This window comes from Halpernia frigidisoli, from assembly GCF_900113805.1.
GTDB lineage: Bacteria > Bacteroidota > Bacteroidia > Flavobacteriales > Weeksellaceae > Halpernia > Halpernia frigidisoli.
Window position 1 is genome coordinate 318758 of record NZ_FOQT01000001.1, and the last position, 15507, is coordinate 334264.

A 15507-nucleotide genomic window follows, 5' to 3' on the forward strand; every position below is an offset into this window, starting at 1 on the left:
TACAATGAAAGTTGAAGGAATTTGTCATATTTGTAGAAAATGGAATTTGTTGAATTATGAGCATTTTCCACCTCGATCTGCATATAATAAGCAAACCAGATTTTTTTCTGTTCCATCAGATGATTATTACCAAAATTTTACTGAATATATAAATGGCAAAAGACCAAAAGCCAAATTAAATCAGGGTGGATTGGGAAAATATTGTTTATGCGAAGATTGTAATAATTTTTTAGGGCTAAAATATGTTAATGATTATGTCAGTTTTGCTAAAATAGCATACGGGTTAATTAGAACTGTTTAAGATTTTAAAGCAGTTGAATTTAAAATTTTTAGTCATGAAGTTAATTTAAAGAATTTTTTAAAGCAGATCACATCAATTTTCTTATGTAATAATTCTGATTGGTTCGCAGAATCATATCCAGAATTATTAGAATTTGTGAGAAATGAAAATTACATTAATTTACCAGATAATTTCAGATTTTATATGTATTTGAACGATGAAGGACAAATAAAAAATGGCAATTGGACATTTGATAATATCAATGGCGGCATATGTGAATTTGTATTTCCACCTTTTGGGTTCGTTTTAAATATCGGAAATCAAAACCCTATTTTGGAACTTTCTGAAATTTCTACTTTTAAATTTTTTGATTCATCAAATTTCACAGAAGTTAGTTTGATTTTAAATAAGTATCCAACCTATTCACCGATACCGCTCGACTTTCGAGATAAAGAAACTTTTATAAAATAAATGAAAAAATTAGAGAATATCCTTCAAAACCAAACCAACATAAAAGTAATCGATGCAACCATCGATTACAAAAATTACGTCGCAATTGATCTTTCCGAATCAAGAACAGATAAACTCAATTTAGACTTAACAGACGCCAGTAAATTCGAAGAATTTATAGAAAAACATCTTTCAGAAAACAATGCAAAAGTCGCTTTCGGGGGTTATTTAGAAAAAAGAAATCTTTATAAAAGAAGTGAAAATTTTAACCAGGAAAATGTTGAAGAACGAAATATTCACATCGGTTTAGATCTCTGGATAAAAGCCGGAACTTCGGTTTTAAGCGCTTTAGACGGAAAAATTCACAGTTTTCAAAATAATACAGCGCACGGCGATTATGGTCCGACAATTATTTTAGAGCATGAAATGGAAGACGTTATTTTTTATACTTTATACGGCCATTTAAGTCTGGAAAGTTTGGATGGAAAAAAGGAAGGACAAATTGTTAAGAAAGGCGAAAAGATCGCAGAACTGGGAAAACCACCAATTAACGGCGATTATGCACCACATTTACATTTTCAAATTATTAAAGATATTGAAGGTAAAAAAGGCGATTATCCCGGCGTTTGCAGTTCTAAAGATTTAGATTTTTACACAGAAAATTGCTCGGATCCGAATTTATTATTGAAAATTTATTGACAAAGTAGTTTATCAAATCTAAAATGTATTAAATTTGTATCATAAAATGATACTTAAAATTATAATAAAATGATAGCAGAAATAGAAAAATATATTGAAATTCAAAATAATATCGATGTCATTTTGAAGAATTCGCCAGTGAAATTATCTTTTATAATTGAAAAATCAGGAATTAAAAAACCAACTTTCTTCAAGAAATTAAAGGAAAAAAGATTTACAGCAGAAGAACTTTTAACAATCGCCCAAAATGTAGAACCTAAAACGTGGCGAAACGAAACAAAGGAAGAAATTTTGGAATCGTTGAAACGTTCAGAAGAAGATTTTAAAAATGGAAGAGTGCATTCTTATGAAGAAGTGAAAGAAAGAAGTAAAAAAAGGTTAGAAAATTACAGAAATGGAAATTGACTTTAGTAAAGAAGCCTTCGATGATTTAGATAAAATAGAAGATTATCTATTATATAGTGAAACGATAAAGTTTTGGAAGATTTTAACTTTAAATTAGACCATTGTTTACAAATCATAATGGGTGGATTTGTAGTTTTTCAAAAATATGAAGAGACAATTTATCGTAAAATATTAATTACAAAACATAATACGTTAATCTATGTAATAAAAGATGACGTTATAAGAATTATACAAAACTTTCAGGATCCGGAAGAAAATTACAAAGATATTTTAAGAGAAGGATAATTAAAAAAACCTGCCAAACAGCAGGTTTTTATTGAATATTTTAAATGAAAAATTCTTAACCTTTTACCGCTTTTATTGCCGCTTCGTAATTTGGTTCGTGAGAAATATCGCTTACCTGTTCTTCATAAACAATTTTTCCTTCGGGATTAATCACCACAACTGCACGGCTCAAAAGTCCTCGCATTGGCGAATCAGTAAGTTGAACGCCGTAAGTTTTTCCAAAATCTGAACGGTAATCTGAGAGCATCACGACATTTTTAATGCCTTCTGCGCCACAAAATCTTTTCTGTGCTAATGGAAGATCTTTAGAAATACACAAAACAACCGCGTTCGGAAGGTTGGCTGCTTCTTTATTAAATTTTCTTACAGAAGCCGAACAAACGCCTGTGTCAACACTTGGAAAGATATTTAAAATTATAGATTTTCCTTTAAAATCATCAAGCGTTTTATCACCCATTTCAACATCTGCCAAAGTAAAAGCCGGTGCTTCTGTGCCTGTCGCAGGTAGTTTCCCCACAGTATGAACAGTTTTGCCACCCATTAAAACTGAATTTTCAGATTTCATGTTTGCTGTAGAATCGGTTGAGGTTGCGGCCACAGTTTTATCCGTTGAGGTTTTGTTGCAGGAAGATAAAGCGAAAAGCAAAACGGCGCTGTAAATTAATTTTGAAAACATATTTGTAATTTTTAACAAATGTATTGTTTTGCGCGAGATAAATGCCATTAAATGACTTTCATATATAAAATCAATTCAAAAAAAGTCTTTAAAATTTTCACTTTTGATTTGCAATATCATTTAAAATCCATTCCAATTCAATATCTTTTTTCTGCAAAACTTCAGAAATTGTTGGAATAATTTCTTTGTCAGGAACAACGCCTTTTTCAGTGTTTGTAAAAGTGATATTTGGCTGAAAAAGCATCAAGCTAATTGGTAATTTGAGTTTTGAATTGGGTAATGTTATTGTTGAATATCTTCCTGCGACGCTTCCATCATTCGCGCCGCCAGTTTCTTCGCCGACTAAAAAGGCGCGTTTATCACCTTTTAATTTTGAAGGTAAAATGGACGCCGCAGAAAAACTGCCACCATTAATTAAGACATACAGTTTTCCCTTAAAATTATCTTCTTTGATTTTTCTGATCTTATAATTTGCTCTTAAATAATGCTTTCCATCTTTTTCTTTATTTGAAAAAGCCGTTCCCACCAGATAAAAAGGGTAGGCGATCGCTGCCAAAGGTTTAATTAAATTCGGAACCTGGTTAAAATAATCCGCGTGATACATTGATTTATTGGATGTCACTTCAATATCATTTAGGAATTTTAATTTTTCGTCGGTCAGATAAGAATATAGATTATTAATTTCCGCGACGCTTCCGCCAAAATTATTGCGCATATCAATGATCAAATATTTCGTTTTTGCTTTTTTTAAAGTCGCGAAACTTTCTTTGTAAAATTTTGCTGAACGCGTATTTGAAAAAGAATTTATTTTCATAAAAGCAATGCTGCTGTCTTTTTTCTCAAAGGTCAAACTACGGTTGTATAATTTCCTGGCAACATTATAATCACTGTTTTTATTTTGCTGCTGCTTTTTTTTGACTTCTACTTTTTCTACTTTTTTCTCAACTTTTGATATTTTCTCACGTTTTAAATAAAAAGTTTTGATCTCATTTTGGTATTTTGTTTCCAGTTTTACACTGTCTAAAATACCGTTTTCATAAGTAAAAAATGATGACCAGGATTTTGCTAAATAATATTTTTGAAATGTCTGATTTTTGCCATCGCTGGTAATTAATTTCCTGTATTTTTTTAAATAATCAAGTGTTGGATGATCATTGATTTTTAAAATTTCCGTCCCGACCTGCATATTTGGAACTTTTTCGGCATTGTCTAAAACAAATAATTGATCACCATCAATTGCGAAATTATAACGACCAAAAAGTCCTTTTTGAGTTAAAAGGTATTTTTGTTCTTTTTTAGTCAACCTTCTTGTGGGAATTGTCACGCGCAAATGACCTTCTCTGATTTTTGCTACAACAGGTTCTAATTTCAAATAAAATTCTAATGGTTTTAAAGGTTTATTGATGGTTGTTTTTAGGGAATCAAACTTATAATCCAATGAATCTTTGGAAATATACCAATAAAGATTTGGGTGAAATTGATGAAGTTTTAAATAAGCAAAATTTACATCTTCCTTTAATTTGTCGGCCGCGATTGGTTTTTCTAAATTTTCATTATAGTTTTTCACCGAAACACACGAAGTAAAAAGGCAAACTATCAGAAAATAAACTGTTTTTTTCAAATCTAAATTTTAACCAAAACTAATAAAACCAAAACTATTTTGTAACAAAATTTGCAATTATCTACTAACCAAATATGGCGGTGAAAAACACTTCTGCGGAACAGGAATTTTTAACACAGATCGAAAAGCACAAAGGAATTTTATTTAAAATTTCTAAAATGTATATGGATGATGCCGAAGATCAGAAAGATCTTTTTCAGGAAATAACTTATCAAGCCTGGAAATCATTACACAATTTTCGTGGGGAAAGTCAGTTTTCGACTTGGGTTTACAGAATTGCTTTAAATACGGCGATAATTTTCCTTAAAAAAGGAAAGCGAAAACTAACTGTAAGTTCTGATCAAATTGAAAATTTTACAATTTTAAATGAGGAAAGTAATTCAGAGAAAGAAGAAAATTTAAGTAAAATGTACGCAGCAATTAATCAGTTAAATAATATCGACAAAGCATTAATTTTTTACTATTTAGAAAATTTTAGCGGAAAAGAAATTGCCGAAGAAATGGGAATTACAGAAGTGAACGTTCGGGTAAAACTGAACCGCGCGAAAACAAAATTAAAAGAACTTTTAAACCAAAATTAAAATGGATTTAGATAATATAAAAGGTATTTGGAACGAAGAAAGACCAGATATTATGCCGGAAATTTCTTTGGAAAAACAAAAAGAATTGCATTTTCCTTTAGAAAAATTGCGCAAAAATATGAGAAAAGAATTTTGGTCAACTTCTATAATGTTTGTTTTCATCATTATATTTTTATCGGTTGTAGATTTTCATTTTTTTAAATTTAAAATATACATTATTACTTTAGTAGTTTCTATGATGCTTGTAACAGCCTTTTATTACTACAAATTTTTTCTTCTTTATAAAAATTTAAGTGCAGTTGATTTAAATGTTTTAGACAATTTAAAAGATCTTAAATTTCAATTTAAATTAAATGAGCAATATTATCTGGCGTATTATATCGCTTTTGTCCCATTTTCTATTGCCGAAATTTTATTGATTTATGAATTTGTGCCAAATTTTAAAACAATGGACGGTTTCGCATTTGTCGCTTCATTTTTACTATTTTGCCTTTTGATGTTAAGTGCTTTGTATGTCGTTGGAAAATGGTGGTTTCAGAAATTTTATGGTAGATATTTTATCATGATCACCAAATTAATTGATGATTTAAAATAGAATTTTTTTCGATAAATCGTTTTTATCAATGTTTAGTTTATTTGTTCTTTAGTCAATTTATCCATAAAAAAACAGGATTTTTGCAGCTTGATTTATTTAAATTAAATCTTGACTTAAAAAATGAGTGCTCTAAAAGAAAAAAACAAATACATCGCGACGATTTTGGCCTTTGCCGTAATTCCGATGTCGGGATTATCAACCGATATTTACTTGCCGTCAATGCCGGAAATGGCGAAACAGTTGGGACAACAGGAAAGCAGCATTCAATTGACTCTTTCAATTTTTCTGATCAGTTACGGTTTTACGCAATTTTTTGCGGGAAGCGTGGTAGATGCTTTTGGCAGATATAAAATTTCACTCATTTCCCTGGCATTATTTGTAGTCAGTTTTATTATTACCGGAACAACGGAAAGTGTTATGGTGATTTACGCCATGCGCGTTATACAGGGCGCTTTAGCGGGAATTGTTGTTGTCTCCAAACGTGCATTTTTTGTGGATGTTTATGAGGGCGTAAAACGTAAGCATTATCTCAGTATAATGACGATTGTTTGGTCTGTAGGACCAATTATTGCGCCTTTTATTGGTGGTTATTTGCAGAAACATTTTGGCTGGCAATCAAATTTTTATATTTTGGCGGGTTACAGTTTTCTTTTGCTCATTTTAGAATTTATTTTTTCCGGTGAAACTTTAAAAACTAAAAATCCTTTTAAAGTTGATTATTTGATCAAAGAATACAATATGATGTTCCGGACGCGCGATTTTTTCTACGGAATGTTAATGTGCGGTTTGAGTTACGGTATAGTAATTTTTTTCAATCTTTGCGGCGCTTTTATCATCGAGCACAAAATGGGTTATTCTGAAGTCGTTGCCGGTTACGTGTCTTTATTTCTAGGTTTAGCCTGGATGGCTGGCGGTTTTTTAGGCAAATTTCTAATTGATAAACCTTTTATGCCGAAAATAAAAACAGCAAATTATATCCAGTTGGCTGTAATTATTGCCATGTTTTTTGCATCATTTTTCACAAATACGATTTACAGTCTGGTGGCTTTTGCCTTTCTGATTCATATTACCGCCGGTTTTATTTTTAATAATTATTTTGCATTCTGCATCGGAAGATTTCCGGATTCTGCAGGTATTGCAGGCGGTTTAACGGGCGGCGTTGCGTTTATCCTTACGTCAGCAGTCAGTTATGGAATTGTTGCCGTTTTAAAACCTGAAATCCAAATTAAAGTGGCTGAAGGTTACTTTGTTTTGGCGATTTTGGGATTTTTAGTTTTGCTCGTAACAAAAATTCGGAAAGCCAATATTTAATTATTATTTATCTAAATAATTCCTCATAAAAAAGCCATTTTCTAAGTTAAGAAAATGGCTTTTAAATTTGATTATTAAATTCTAAATTCCAGAAATAATTTTATTTAAAGTTTCAGTTGGTCGCATTGCAACGTCAGTTTTTGTAAAATCCGGGAAATAATAACCGCCAATTTCCTGTGGTTTTCCTTGTGCGCCAATTAATTCAGAATTTATTTTTTCTTCATTATTTTTAAAATCTTCTGCTACTTTTTTGAAGTGATTTGAAAGTTCAAAATCCTGTGTTTGTTCAGCCAATTTTTGTGCCCAATACATGGCCAAATAAAAGTGCGAACCGCGATTATCAATACTTCCAAGTTTTCTTGCAGGCGATTTGTCATTAGCGAGAAACAAATCATTTGCCGCGTCTAAAGCATCTGCTAAAATTTGTGCTTTTTTATTATTTTTAGTTTGAGAAATAAATTCTAAACTCGCCTGCAACGCTAAAAATTCACCTAAAGAATCCCAACGCAAATAACCTTCTTCAATAAATTGCTCAATATGTTTTGGTGCAGATCCGCCAGCGCCGGTTTCAAAAAGTCCGCCACCATTCATTAATGGAACAATTGAAAGCATTTTTGCAGAAGTTCCTAATTCCAAAATTGGAAAAAGATCCGTTAAATAATCTCTTAAAACATTACCAGAAACTGAAATTGTATCTTTTCCTTCGCGAATTCTTTCAAGCGTTAATTTCATAGCATCTTTCACATCCAAGATCTGAATGTCAAGACCTGTTAAATCATAATTTTTAAGGTATTTTTCAACTTTTTTAATGATTTCTCTGTCGTGCGCTCTTGCTTTATCCAACCAAAAAATGGCAGGTGTATCAGACAGTCTTGCTCTGTTTACAGCCAGTTTCACCCAATCCTGGATCGGTGCATCTTTAACTTGACACATTCTGAAAATATCATTTTTCTCAACTTTTTGTTCTAGTAAAACGTCTCCATTTTCATTTTCAACTTTCACATTTCCATCGGCAGAAACTTGAAAAGTTTTATCGTGAGAACCGTATTCTTCCGCTTTTTGCGCCATCAATCCAACGTTTGGAACAGAACCCATTGTTCTTGGATCAACTGCGCCATTTTTCTTCATATCTTCAACTACAGCCTCAAAAAATCCAGCATAACTTCTGTCTGGAATTATTGTAATAGTGTCTTCTTCTTTTCCTTCCTTATTCCACATTTTCCCGCCGCCACGAACTAAAGCCGCCATTGAAGCATCAACAATTACGTCAGATGGAACGTGGAAATTAGTAATTCCTTTATCAGAATTCACCATCGCTACTTTAGCACCGTTTTCAAAAGTTTTAGCAATCGCTTCTTTTATTTCCTGCTCTTTTTCGTTTCCTTTTAATTTATCATAAAGATCCTGTAAACCGTTATTTGGGTTAATGTCAAGTTGTTTGAAAACTTCAGCATATTTAGAAAAAACGTCTTTAAAGTAAGTTTCAACAATTGCCCCAAACATAATTGGATCGGAAACTTTCATCATCGTTGCTTTCAAATGCGCAGAGATCATCACGTTTTTTTCCTTGGCTTCCTCTAAAGTTTTTTCTACAAAAGATTTTAAAGAATTAAGATGCATTGTCGCAGAATCGATTATTTCACCTGCTTTCAAAGGCGCAAAATCTTTTAATAATTTTGAAGAACCATCATTTCCGTAGAAAGTAATTTTATATTTTCCATCATTTTCAATGGTTGTGGAAGTTTCAGTTCCGTAAAAATCGCCGGAAGTCATATAAGCGACTTCAGTTTTAGAATCAGATTTCCATTCACCCATTCTGTGTGGGTTATTTTTTGCGTAATTTTTTACGGCTTTTGGTGCTCGTCTGTCAGAGTTTCCTTCACGCAAAACTGGATTTACAGCCGAACCTAAAACTTTAGAATATTTAGCTTTTATTGCTTTTTCTTCTTCATTTTTTGGTTCAGAAGGATAATTTGGAACGTTATAACCATCTTTTTGCAATTCTGCGATCGCTTCATCTAATTGCGGCGTTGAAGCAGAAATATTTGGTAATTTAATAATATTGGCGTCTGGTGTTTTTGCTAAATCGCCTAATTGTGCTAAAGCATCGTTCACTTTTTGATCTTCTTTCAAAAATTCCGGAAAGTTGGCTAAAATTCTTCCTGCTAAAGAAATATCGCTTGAAATAATTTCGATATCAGCAGTTTTTGTGAAGGCTTTTACAATTGGTAAAAATGAATGCGTTGCAAGCATTGGCGCTTCATCCGTTAAAGTGTAATAAATTTTAGACATTGTTTTTTTAATTTTATTTTGAAAGTTCACAAAAATAATGATTTTTGTTGAAATTTCAGTTTTATAATGAAAAATTCATGTTTGTAAATTTTTAATAAAAATGGAATTGATTTTAGCCATATTTGTTTTCTTCTTTAATTTTTAAGAATTATTTAACCTTTAAAAGCGAAATTTTACAGGCATTTTTAACTAAATTTGAAACACAAAAAATAAATTATTATGGCAAATATTACACTTGGTGGAAATCCAATTCACTCTGTTGGGGAACTTCCAAAGAATGGTTCAGATCTAAAAGATTTTAAACTAACCAACTCTGATCTTAATGAAAAATCTCTGTCAGACTTTTCAGGAAAAAGAAAAATATTAAATATTTTCCCAAGTATTGATACTGGCGTTTGCGCAAAATCTGCACGTGAATTTAATGAAAAAGCCGGAGATGTAGAAAACACGGTTGTCATTAATGTTTCAAAGGATCTGCCTTTTGCCTTAAGTCGTTTTTGTGCAGCAGAAGGTTTAGACCATGTTGAAAGTCTTTCAGATTTTAGAGGAAGTTTTGGACAGGATTATGGAGTAGAGTTGGTAGATTCACCGATGAAAGGTTTGCTAAGTCGCGCTGTCATCGTTGCCGATGAAAATAATAAAGTTATTTATACGGAACAAGTACCGGAAATCGCGCAGGAACCAAATTATGAAGCGGCACTTTCATCTTTAAAATAAAAAGATATTTTAAGATTTTAAAAAGAGAATTATAGAAATTAACTGTAATTCTCTTTTTTTATTTTAAAGATTTTGCAATTGAATTTGCGACCCAACTTCCCGTGCTAAAACAAGCCTGCAAAAGATATCCGCCAGTTGGTGCTTCCCAATCAATCATTTCGCCGGCACAAAAAACATTGGGACATTTTTTAAGTTCCAAATTTTCATTTAATTCCGAAAAAGCAACGCCACCCGAAGTTGAAATGACTTCATCAATTGGTCTAAAACTTTGAATTTCTATGGGAAATTGTTTGATCGTTTTAGCAAGATTCTCAATATCCATATAACTTTCTTTATCTAAAGCTTTTAGCAAATTAAGACCAGTTGTAGAGATTTTTATTTTCTTTTTTAAAATTGAACTGGTTTTTTCAGTTCCTTTCAAGTGGTTCAAAATTTCATTTTCAGATAAATTTGGTTTTAAATCAATAAATAAAGTCAAAGGAAAATCGAAATTTCTGGTAAAGCGATTCATGAAATAAACCGGACTTCCTTCAATGCCATATTTTGTGAAAACTATTTCGCCAATTTTATGGTTTTCATTAAAGGAAATCTTTATGTTTTTTAAATATTGACCTTGCAATTGATGAAAAAGTATTAGCGTTTCATAACCAGAATTTGCAGATTGCAAAGGTGTAATTTCAATATTTTTCTTGCTTAAAGTTTCAATCCATTTTGCATCAGAGCCGGTTTTTTTCCAACTTCCGCCGCCCATTGCGAGAATTAATTTTGAATAATTAATTTTAATTTCGCCAAAATCATTTTTTACATAAACAGAATTTTCATCAAAATCTAAAAAAGTATGGCCGTAATAAATTTCAACTCCTAATTTTTCTAAATGATCCAACCAAGCCCTTAAAACTTGAATTGGTTTAAAATTTTTAGTCGGAAAAATTTTACCGGAACTTCCCACATAAGTCGTAATTCCAAGATTTGAAAGCCATTGAATTACTTTTTGATTATCAAATTTTTCAACAATCTCCTGAATTTCTTTTGAATCATATTTTTCTAAAAATGACTTAATTTCTTCGCTGTGTGTCAAATTAAATCCGCCATTTCCAGCCACCAAAAATTTTCTTGCTGCGGCTTTATTTTGTTCGTAAACGCAAACTTTAAGACCTTTTTCGGCTAAAATTTGCGCTGCCATTAATCCAGCGGGACCGGCGCCTATGATTATAATTTGATTGTTTTGCATCTCTCTGCAAAAGTACTCATTCTGATTTCCGAGAAGCTATTTAATTTATATTTTCCAATCTTTAAAAGGTTTCAGAACCAAATTAGAATTATAATATTTTTCATCTTCCGTCACTTCTCTATCTATCCATTCAGGAATTGTAAAATTTTCTTCTTCAGTTTTCAACTCAATTTCTGCGACAATTAAACCTTTATTATCTCCGAAAAATTCGTCAATTTCCCAAATGTGATTATCAAACAAAATTTTATATCTGATTTTTGAAAGTTCAGCAACTGAAAATTGGTCTAATAATTCTCGTGCTTCTTCAAACGGAATTTCATATTCAAATTCTGATCTTTTTGCGCCTATTGAAATTCCTTTTATTGTCAAAAAACCTTTATCAATCGTTTGCCTTACGCGAATCGTTTTTTTTGGATCAGTAACTAAATAACCTTGTCTGTATTTTTCGCCAGTTGGTTTTTCAATATATTGCCATTTTTCCCTATTTACCAAAAATTTTCTCTCAATTTCAATTCCCACTATGTGAATTTTTTAAAATGAATATTATCAATTATTTTTTCTTTTTAAAATCAGATTTAATATTAACTTTTTTATTTAAAGTTTTAATAAAAAATCCTCCGCATTTTTATGATGCAATTTTCGTTTTTCTTCATCCATTTTTTGATAAGAATAGTACATCATGGAAACGCGTTGATTTCCTTTAAAAAACTCTCGATGTTCGCCAACAAATCGCCAAAAAAGTCCGTCCCAAATGGCTTCCCATTCGCCTTTTCCGTAATCGCTCATTTTTTTAATATAATTTGAACCACTTAAATAAGGTTTTGTCGCAAAAGTTCCGCCGTCTGCAAACTGGCTCATTCCGTAAATATTAGGCACCATTACCCAATCATAAGCGTCAATAAATAATTCCATAAACCATTGATAAACAGCGTCGGGGTGAATTTCGCAAAGCAACATAAAATTCCCTAAAACCATCAATCTTTCAATATGATGGCAGTATCCGGTTTCTAAAACCTTTTTAATAGTTTCATCAATTGGTGAAATTCCCGTAGTTCCGTCATAGAAACTTTTAGGCATTTTTCTCTTAAAACCAAAGTAATTTTTTGTGCGGGAATAAATGCCTTTAAACAGATACATCCCATGCATAAATTCGCGCCAACCAATTATCTGCCTAATAAAACCTTCCAAAGAATTGAGTGGAATTTTATTTTTCTTTGCAAAATCGAGCGTTTTTTCGATGACTTCGATTGGCGTCAATAAACCGGAATTAATTAATGGCGAAAGCAAACTGTGATTTAAAATGATTTCTTTTTCTACAATTGCATCTTCGTAAATTCCAAAATCTATAAATCTGTATTCTAAAAATTGTTCCAGCCAACTTTCCGCTGCTTCGTGAGAAGTAGGGTAGAAGGTGTTTTCTGAGATTTTGCCTAAATTATTTTCAAAATTTTCTTCGGTGTATTTTACGGCGTCGTCCCAAATTTTGGATCTTTCAGGGAAATGAATAGAAGGCGGCGTTTTTCCTTTTGGATATTTCTTGCGGTTATCCACGTCATAAGTCCAGTTTCCACCTTCGGGATTTTTATTTTCATCCACCAAAATATTAAGGCGAATACGTTCTTGTTTATAAAAGGCCGTTTGGAAATATGACTTTTTATCAGGATTAAAAAATACCTCTAAATCTTTTTTATTATTAATAAATTGCGGTGATTCTAAAATGTTGATTTTAATACTTTTAGCAATTTCTTTCAGTCTTTTTTCAAGATAAAAATCTGCGGGATAAATGACATTTATTTCCGTAATATCCTTTTCTAAAATTTCTTTTCTAAAATTACGAATATCTGATAATGGATTTTCACACTCAATATAAACAACATTTAAACCTTTTTCTTCTAAATATTTTTGATAAAATTTCATAGAAGAGCGATGGAAAGCGATTTTCTGCTTGTGAAATTTATACTGTTTAAAAAAAAGATATTCTTCAATTAAATAAAAATCACCTTCATTTTCAAATAAAGGATTATTTTTAAATAACTGATTTGGAAAAATTAAATTAACAGTTTTAAACATTTTACTTATTTCTTCGGCATTTTTCACTGCAATATTTCACTTCATCCCAATTTTTTTCCCATTTTTTTCGCCAGGAAAAAGGACGTTTGCAAGCGGGACATATTTTTGTGGGAAGATGTTCTTTTTTCATTAAAATTTAGGAATTTCATTACTTCTTACGTATGGAAATGTATCCAATTTTTTCAAAGAATAATAGGTATTTAAACCTGAAATTCCAGAAGTTTTGCAACTTTCCAAATCAATTTGTCCTAGTTCATTGACAGTTTCGTCAGATAAAATTAATTTTTGAACAGTCCCAATAATAAATCGGCAATTATTTGGTAAATCAATCATTGTATCTAATTTCATCCCAATTTTTACCGGACTTTCTTTTACAAATGGTGCGAAGAAATCATCGATATATTCTTTCTCGATATTCATTTTTTCAAACTCAGAAACATCGTGAGAAACTTTTGCGGATGTGTAATGTGCGTTTTTAATTAAATTTTCTGGAACGTGATTGATGGTGTAAACTTCCGTCTCTTTTATATTTTTAAAAGTGTCTGTTTCGCGTTCTTCTTGTGGACGAAGCACAATTGCTAATTGCGCTGGATGGGAACCCAAATGCACAACTGACGAAAATATTGCCAAATTTTCCTGTCCTGTTTTTGATTTTGTTCCGATTAAATTGGCTGGTTTGATTCCGGTTATTGAGTTTATTAAATTTAAGCGGTATTTTCTCTCCAGATTTTCTATTTCTGTTTTATTTAAATTCATAGTTCAAGTTTTTAAAAATTTTCTTACTGATTCCAAAGATTTCCACAGATTTTTTATTGATAAGTTTATTCAAAAAGTATTTCTTACATCTGTGCAAATCCGTGAAATCTGTGCGCGAAAGAATTGACGGTGTAATTTTTAATTCGTTTCAAAATCCTTTTGCAAACCCTTTTTTACTTTTTTCCAGTAAGAAAAGAACGATGAGCATTCTGTCTCAACAGTAAATAAGTTCGAAATTTTTTCTGAATTTCCTTCGTAATGTAAATTTAGAGGATGTTCTTTAAAACTAATGTTTTCAGCAGAAATTTCAGAAACTAAATCAGAAAATTCACCAATAAAAATTTTAATGTTTGGAATGTTTTCAGATAATTTTAAAGCAAATTCAATACATTTTTCTGAAACTGGAAATTTCTCAAAAATAGACGGTTCAAGCAAAAATACTTTTTGAAAATCTTTGTCTTTGTGCCATTTAAAATCAAGATTATAATAATTAAAAAGTAATGTTTTTTTATTTTCTAAGTTTGGTTTTGGAAGAATCGGAAGAATTGTCATTAAATTTAATTTCTGACTTTCTTTCAAGATTTCTGGCACTTTTAAATCGTCAAATTCAGAATAATCGACATCTAAAAATGTATTTTTTTGTTTGCTATTGAAGTATTTATTTAGATTATCCTGATTCGCAAAATATTTTTTACTCGAAAAAGTTCCGCAAACCCATTGCCAACTCAAATGATTGCTCGCCAAATCTCCGTCAAGCAAATTGTAATACAACCATTTTGCAGATTCAAACCAATGAAAATGCGCAATATTAGTGCAAACTGAAGACAAATACATTCTCAAATGATTGTGAATATAGCCAGTTTCGTAAAGTTCATTTACAGCATCATCCAAAACTTCAATTCCAGTTTCTGCATTCAAAACAGCCTTTGGAATTCCAGAATTTTCATCATTAATTTGTTGGTTTTTTATGTCAGAAAAAATGCCGTCTTTTTTATGTGACCAAACATTTTGGAAAAATTCCCGCCACGCTAATTCCTGAACCAATCTTTCAACTTCAAACCATTTTAAATTTAATGTTTTCAAATGCAGATAAACTTCAAAAGTGGAGATAACGCCGCGCGAAATGTATGGACTCAGTTTTGTGACTGCGCCATTTTTGAAGTTTCGTGTAGAGGCATATTTTACCGGATTTATCGCCGAAATTCTTGCTTCGATTTGTAATATGGAAGTATGGAAGTCTATCGTTTTGAGATTTTATTGTGGGAGATTGTTCGTTGTCTTGAACATTTAAACCGGGAAATTTCTTCACTTCTTTTCTTCAAATGTTTTTTGCTCACACCAGAATTCACTCTTTTTCGCCATAATTTAAACGAACTTTCTTTCAATTCTGTTCGCATCAAAGTAATCACTTCCGCTTCGGAAATCCCGAATTGAAAGGTGATTGCTTCAAACGGCGTTCTGTCTTCCCACGCCATTTCGATGATTCTGTCGCTTTCTCTTAATGTAAATTCTTTCATTAATTTTTTATTTAAAGTTTC

19 protein-coding genes are annotated in these 15507 nt (G+C 31.4%); 9 read left to right on the plus strand and 10 right to left on the minus strand.

Annotated features, from left to right (window positions below; translation table 11 throughout):
- Positions 1-4 precede the first annotated feature (4 nt).
- From BM238_RS01495 to BM238_RS14345, 5 genes are all read left to right on the plus strand, one after another.
- Positions 5-301 (plus strand): hypothetical protein, encoded by a 297-nt coding sequence (locus BM238_RS01495; protein ID WP_090078415.1) that lies wholly within the window; start codon positions 5-7, stop codon positions 299-301.
- Between the two features lie 135 nt (positions 302-436).
- Complete coding sequence (locus tag BM238_RS01500) at positions 437-751, plus strand: hypothetical protein (RefSeq protein ID WP_090078416.1); 315 nt, start codon at positions 437-439, stop codon at positions 749-751.
- On the plus strand, positions 752-1429 hold the full coding sequence (locus tag BM238_RS01505) for a peptidoglycan DD-metalloendopeptidase family protein (protein ID WP_090078417.1): 678 nt from the start codon (positions 752-754) through the stop codon (positions 1427-1429).
- A gap of 69 nt (positions 1430-1498) precedes the next feature.
- Positions 1499-1834 (plus strand): hypothetical protein, encoded by a 336-nt coding sequence (locus tag BM238_RS01510; protein WP_090078418.1) that lies wholly within the window; start codon positions 1499-1501, stop codon positions 1832-1834.
- A 117-nt stretch (positions 1835-1951) separates the two neighbouring features.
- The gene (locus BM238_RS14345) at positions 1952-2119 is read left to right on the plus strand and encodes a hypothetical protein (protein ID WP_177205405.1); all 168 of its coding nucleotides are present in this window, start codon (positions 1952-1954) and stop codon (positions 2117-2119) included.
- A gap of 55 nt (positions 2120-2174) precedes the next feature.
- Here the strand turns inward: BM238_RS14345 and tpx (BM238_RS01515) are convergent, their stop codons facing one another.
- The gene (gene tpx / locus BM238_RS01515; RefSeq protein WP_090079080.1) at positions 2175-2684 is read right to left on the minus strand and encodes a thiol peroxidase; all 510 of its coding nucleotides are present in this window, start codon (positions 2682-2684) and stop codon (positions 2175-2177) included.
- A gap of 208 nt (positions 2685-2892) precedes the next feature.
- Positions 2893-4416 carry a S41 family peptidase gene (locus tag BM238_RS01520; RefSeq protein WP_143093332.1) on the minus strand — a complete coding sequence of 508 codons (1524 nt, stop codon included), beginning with the start codon at positions 4414-4416 and terminating at the stop codon, positions 2893-2895.
- Between the two features lie 74 nt (positions 4417-4490).
- Here BM238_RS01520 and BM238_RS01525 point away from each other — a divergent pair, with 74 nt between their 5' ends.
- From BM238_RS01525 to BM238_RS01535, 3 genes are all read left to right on the plus strand, one after another.
- Complete coding sequence (locus BM238_RS01525; protein ID WP_090078420.1) at positions 4491-4997, plus strand: RNA polymerase sigma factor; 507 nt, start codon at positions 4491-4493, stop codon at positions 4995-4997.
- A 1-nt stretch (position 4998) separates the two neighbouring features.
- Entirely contained in the window at positions 4999-5592 is a 594-nt protein-coding gene (locus BM238_RS01530) for a hypothetical protein (RefSeq protein ID WP_090078421.1), read from the plus strand.
- A 120-nt stretch (positions 5593-5712) separates the two neighbouring features.
- A complete protein-coding gene (locus tag BM238_RS01535) occupies positions 5713-6903 on the plus strand; it encodes an MFS transporter (protein ID WP_090078422.1) in 1191 nt (396 codons plus the stop codon).
- Between the two features lie 81 nt (positions 6904-6984).
- Here the strand turns inward: BM238_RS01535 and BM238_RS01540 are convergent, their stop codons facing one another.
- Positions 6985-9195 carry an NADP-dependent isocitrate dehydrogenase gene (locus BM238_RS01540; protein ID WP_090078423.1) on the minus strand — a complete coding sequence of 737 codons (2211 nt, stop codon included), beginning with the start codon at positions 9193-9195 and terminating at the stop codon, positions 6985-6987.
- 219 nt (positions 9196-9414) lie between these two features.
- Between BM238_RS01540 and tpx (BM238_RS01545) the strand changes: the two genes are divergently transcribed.
- A complete protein-coding gene (tpx, locus tag BM238_RS01545) occupies positions 9415-9912 on the plus strand; it encodes a thiol peroxidase (RefSeq protein ID WP_090078424.1) in 498 nt (165 codons plus the stop codon).
- A gap of 58 nt (positions 9913-9970) precedes the next feature.
- On the opposite strand, the gene BM238_RS01550 is transcribed toward tpx (BM238_RS01545), so the two are convergent.
- The 7 genes from BM238_RS01550 to BM238_RS01580 form a co-directional block, all read right to left on the minus strand.
- The gene (locus tag BM238_RS01550; RefSeq protein ID WP_090078425.1) at positions 9971-11143 is read right to left on the minus strand and encodes a BaiN/RdsA family NAD(P)/FAD-dependent oxidoreductase; all 1173 of its coding nucleotides are present in this window, start codon (positions 11141-11143) and stop codon (positions 9971-9973) included.
- Between the two features lie 45 nt (positions 11144-11188).
- Positions 11189-11662, minus strand: a complete 474-nt coding sequence (locus tag BM238_RS01555; RefSeq protein ID WP_090078426.1) for a CYTH domain-containing protein — start codon at positions 11660-11662, stop codon at positions 11189-11191.
- Positions 11663-11737: 75 nt separating this feature from the next.
- On the minus strand, positions 11738-13240 hold the full coding sequence (locus BM238_RS01560) for a cryptochrome/photolyase family protein (RefSeq protein ID WP_317040662.1): 1503 nt from the start codon (positions 13238-13240) through the stop codon (positions 11738-11740).
- On the minus strand, positions 13215-13343 hold the full coding sequence (locus BM238_RS01565; protein ID WP_177205406.1) for a DUF2256 domain-containing protein: 129 nt from the start codon (positions 13341-13343) through the stop codon (positions 13215-13217). The genes BM238_RS01560 and BM238_RS01565 overlap by 26 nt, the downstream gene beginning before the upstream one ends.
- Positions 13343-13969, minus strand: coding sequence for a flavin reductase family protein (locus BM238_RS01570; RefSeq protein ID WP_090078429.1), 627 nt, complete (start codon positions 13967-13969; stop codon positions 13343-13345). The genes BM238_RS01565 and BM238_RS01570 overlap by 1 nt, the downstream gene beginning before the upstream one ends.
- 138 nt (positions 13970-14107) lie before the next feature.
- Complete coding sequence (locus tag BM238_RS01575) at positions 14108-15052, minus strand: FAD-binding domain-containing protein (RefSeq protein WP_233741890.1); 945 nt, start codon at positions 15050-15052, stop codon at positions 14108-14110.
- Between the two features lie 155 nt (positions 15053-15207).
- The gene (locus tag BM238_RS01580; RefSeq protein WP_090079081.1) at positions 15208-15486 is read right to left on the minus strand and encodes a TIGR03643 family protein; all 279 of its coding nucleotides are present in this window, start codon (positions 15484-15486) and stop codon (positions 15208-15210) included.
- Positions 15487-15507 lie beyond the last annotated feature (21 nt).

Excerpts from the sequence above, each read along its gene's own strand:
- BM238_RS01565 (WP_177205406.1), bottom strand. The coding sequence starts at position 13,343 with ATGAAAAAAGAACATCTTCCCACAAAAATATGTCCCGCTTGCAAACGT.
- BM238_RS01525 (WP_090078420.1), top strand. The coding sequence starts at position 4,491 with ATGGCGGTGAAAAACACTTCTGCGGAACAGGAATTTTTAACACAGATC.
- BM238_RS01540 (WP_090078423.1), bottom strand. The coding sequence starts at position 9,195 with ATGTCTAAAATTTATTACACTTTAACGGATGAAGCGCCAATGCTTGCA.
- tpx (WP_090079080.1), bottom strand. The coding sequence starts at position 2,684 with ATGAAATCTGAAAATTCAGTTTTAATGGGTGGCAAAACTGTTCATACT.
- tpx (WP_090078424.1), top strand. The coding sequence starts at position 9,415 with ATGGCAAATATTACACTTGGTGGAAATCCAATTCACTCTGTTGGGGAA.
- BM238_RS01535 (WP_090078422.1), top strand. The coding sequence starts at position 5,713 with ATGAGTGCTCTAAAAGAAAAAAACAAATACATCGCGACGATTTTGGCC.
- BM238_RS14345 (WP_177205405.1), top strand. The coding sequence starts at position 1,952 with ATGGGTGGATTTGTAGTTTTTCAAAAATATGAAGAGACAATTTATCGT.
- BM238_RS01570 (WP_090078429.1), bottom strand. The coding sequence starts at position 13,969 with ATGAATTTAAATAAAACAGAAATAGAAAATCTGGAGAGAAAATACCGC.
- BM238_RS01530 (WP_090078421.1), top strand. The coding sequence starts at position 4,999 with ATGGATTTAGATAATATAAAAGGTATTTGGAACGAAGAAAGACCAGAT.
- BM238_RS01495 (WP_090078415.1), top strand. The coding sequence starts at position 5 with ATGAAAGTTGAAGGAATTTGTCATATTTGTAGAAAATGGAATTTGTTG.
- BM238_RS01510 (WP_090078418.1), top strand. The coding sequence starts at position 1,499 with ATGATAGCAGAAATAGAAAAATATATTGAAATTCAAAATAATATCGAT.
- BM238_RS01505 (WP_090078417.1), top strand. The coding sequence starts at position 752 with ATGAAAAAATTAGAGAATATCCTTCAAAACCAAACCAACATAAAAGTA.
- BM238_RS01580 (WP_090079081.1), bottom strand. The coding sequence starts at position 15,486 with ATGAAAGAATTTACATTAAGAGAAAGCGACAGAATCATCGAAATGGCG.
- BM238_RS01550 (WP_090078425.1), bottom strand. The coding sequence starts at position 11,143 with ATGCAAAACAATCAAATTATAATCATAGGCGCCGGTCCCGCTGGATTA.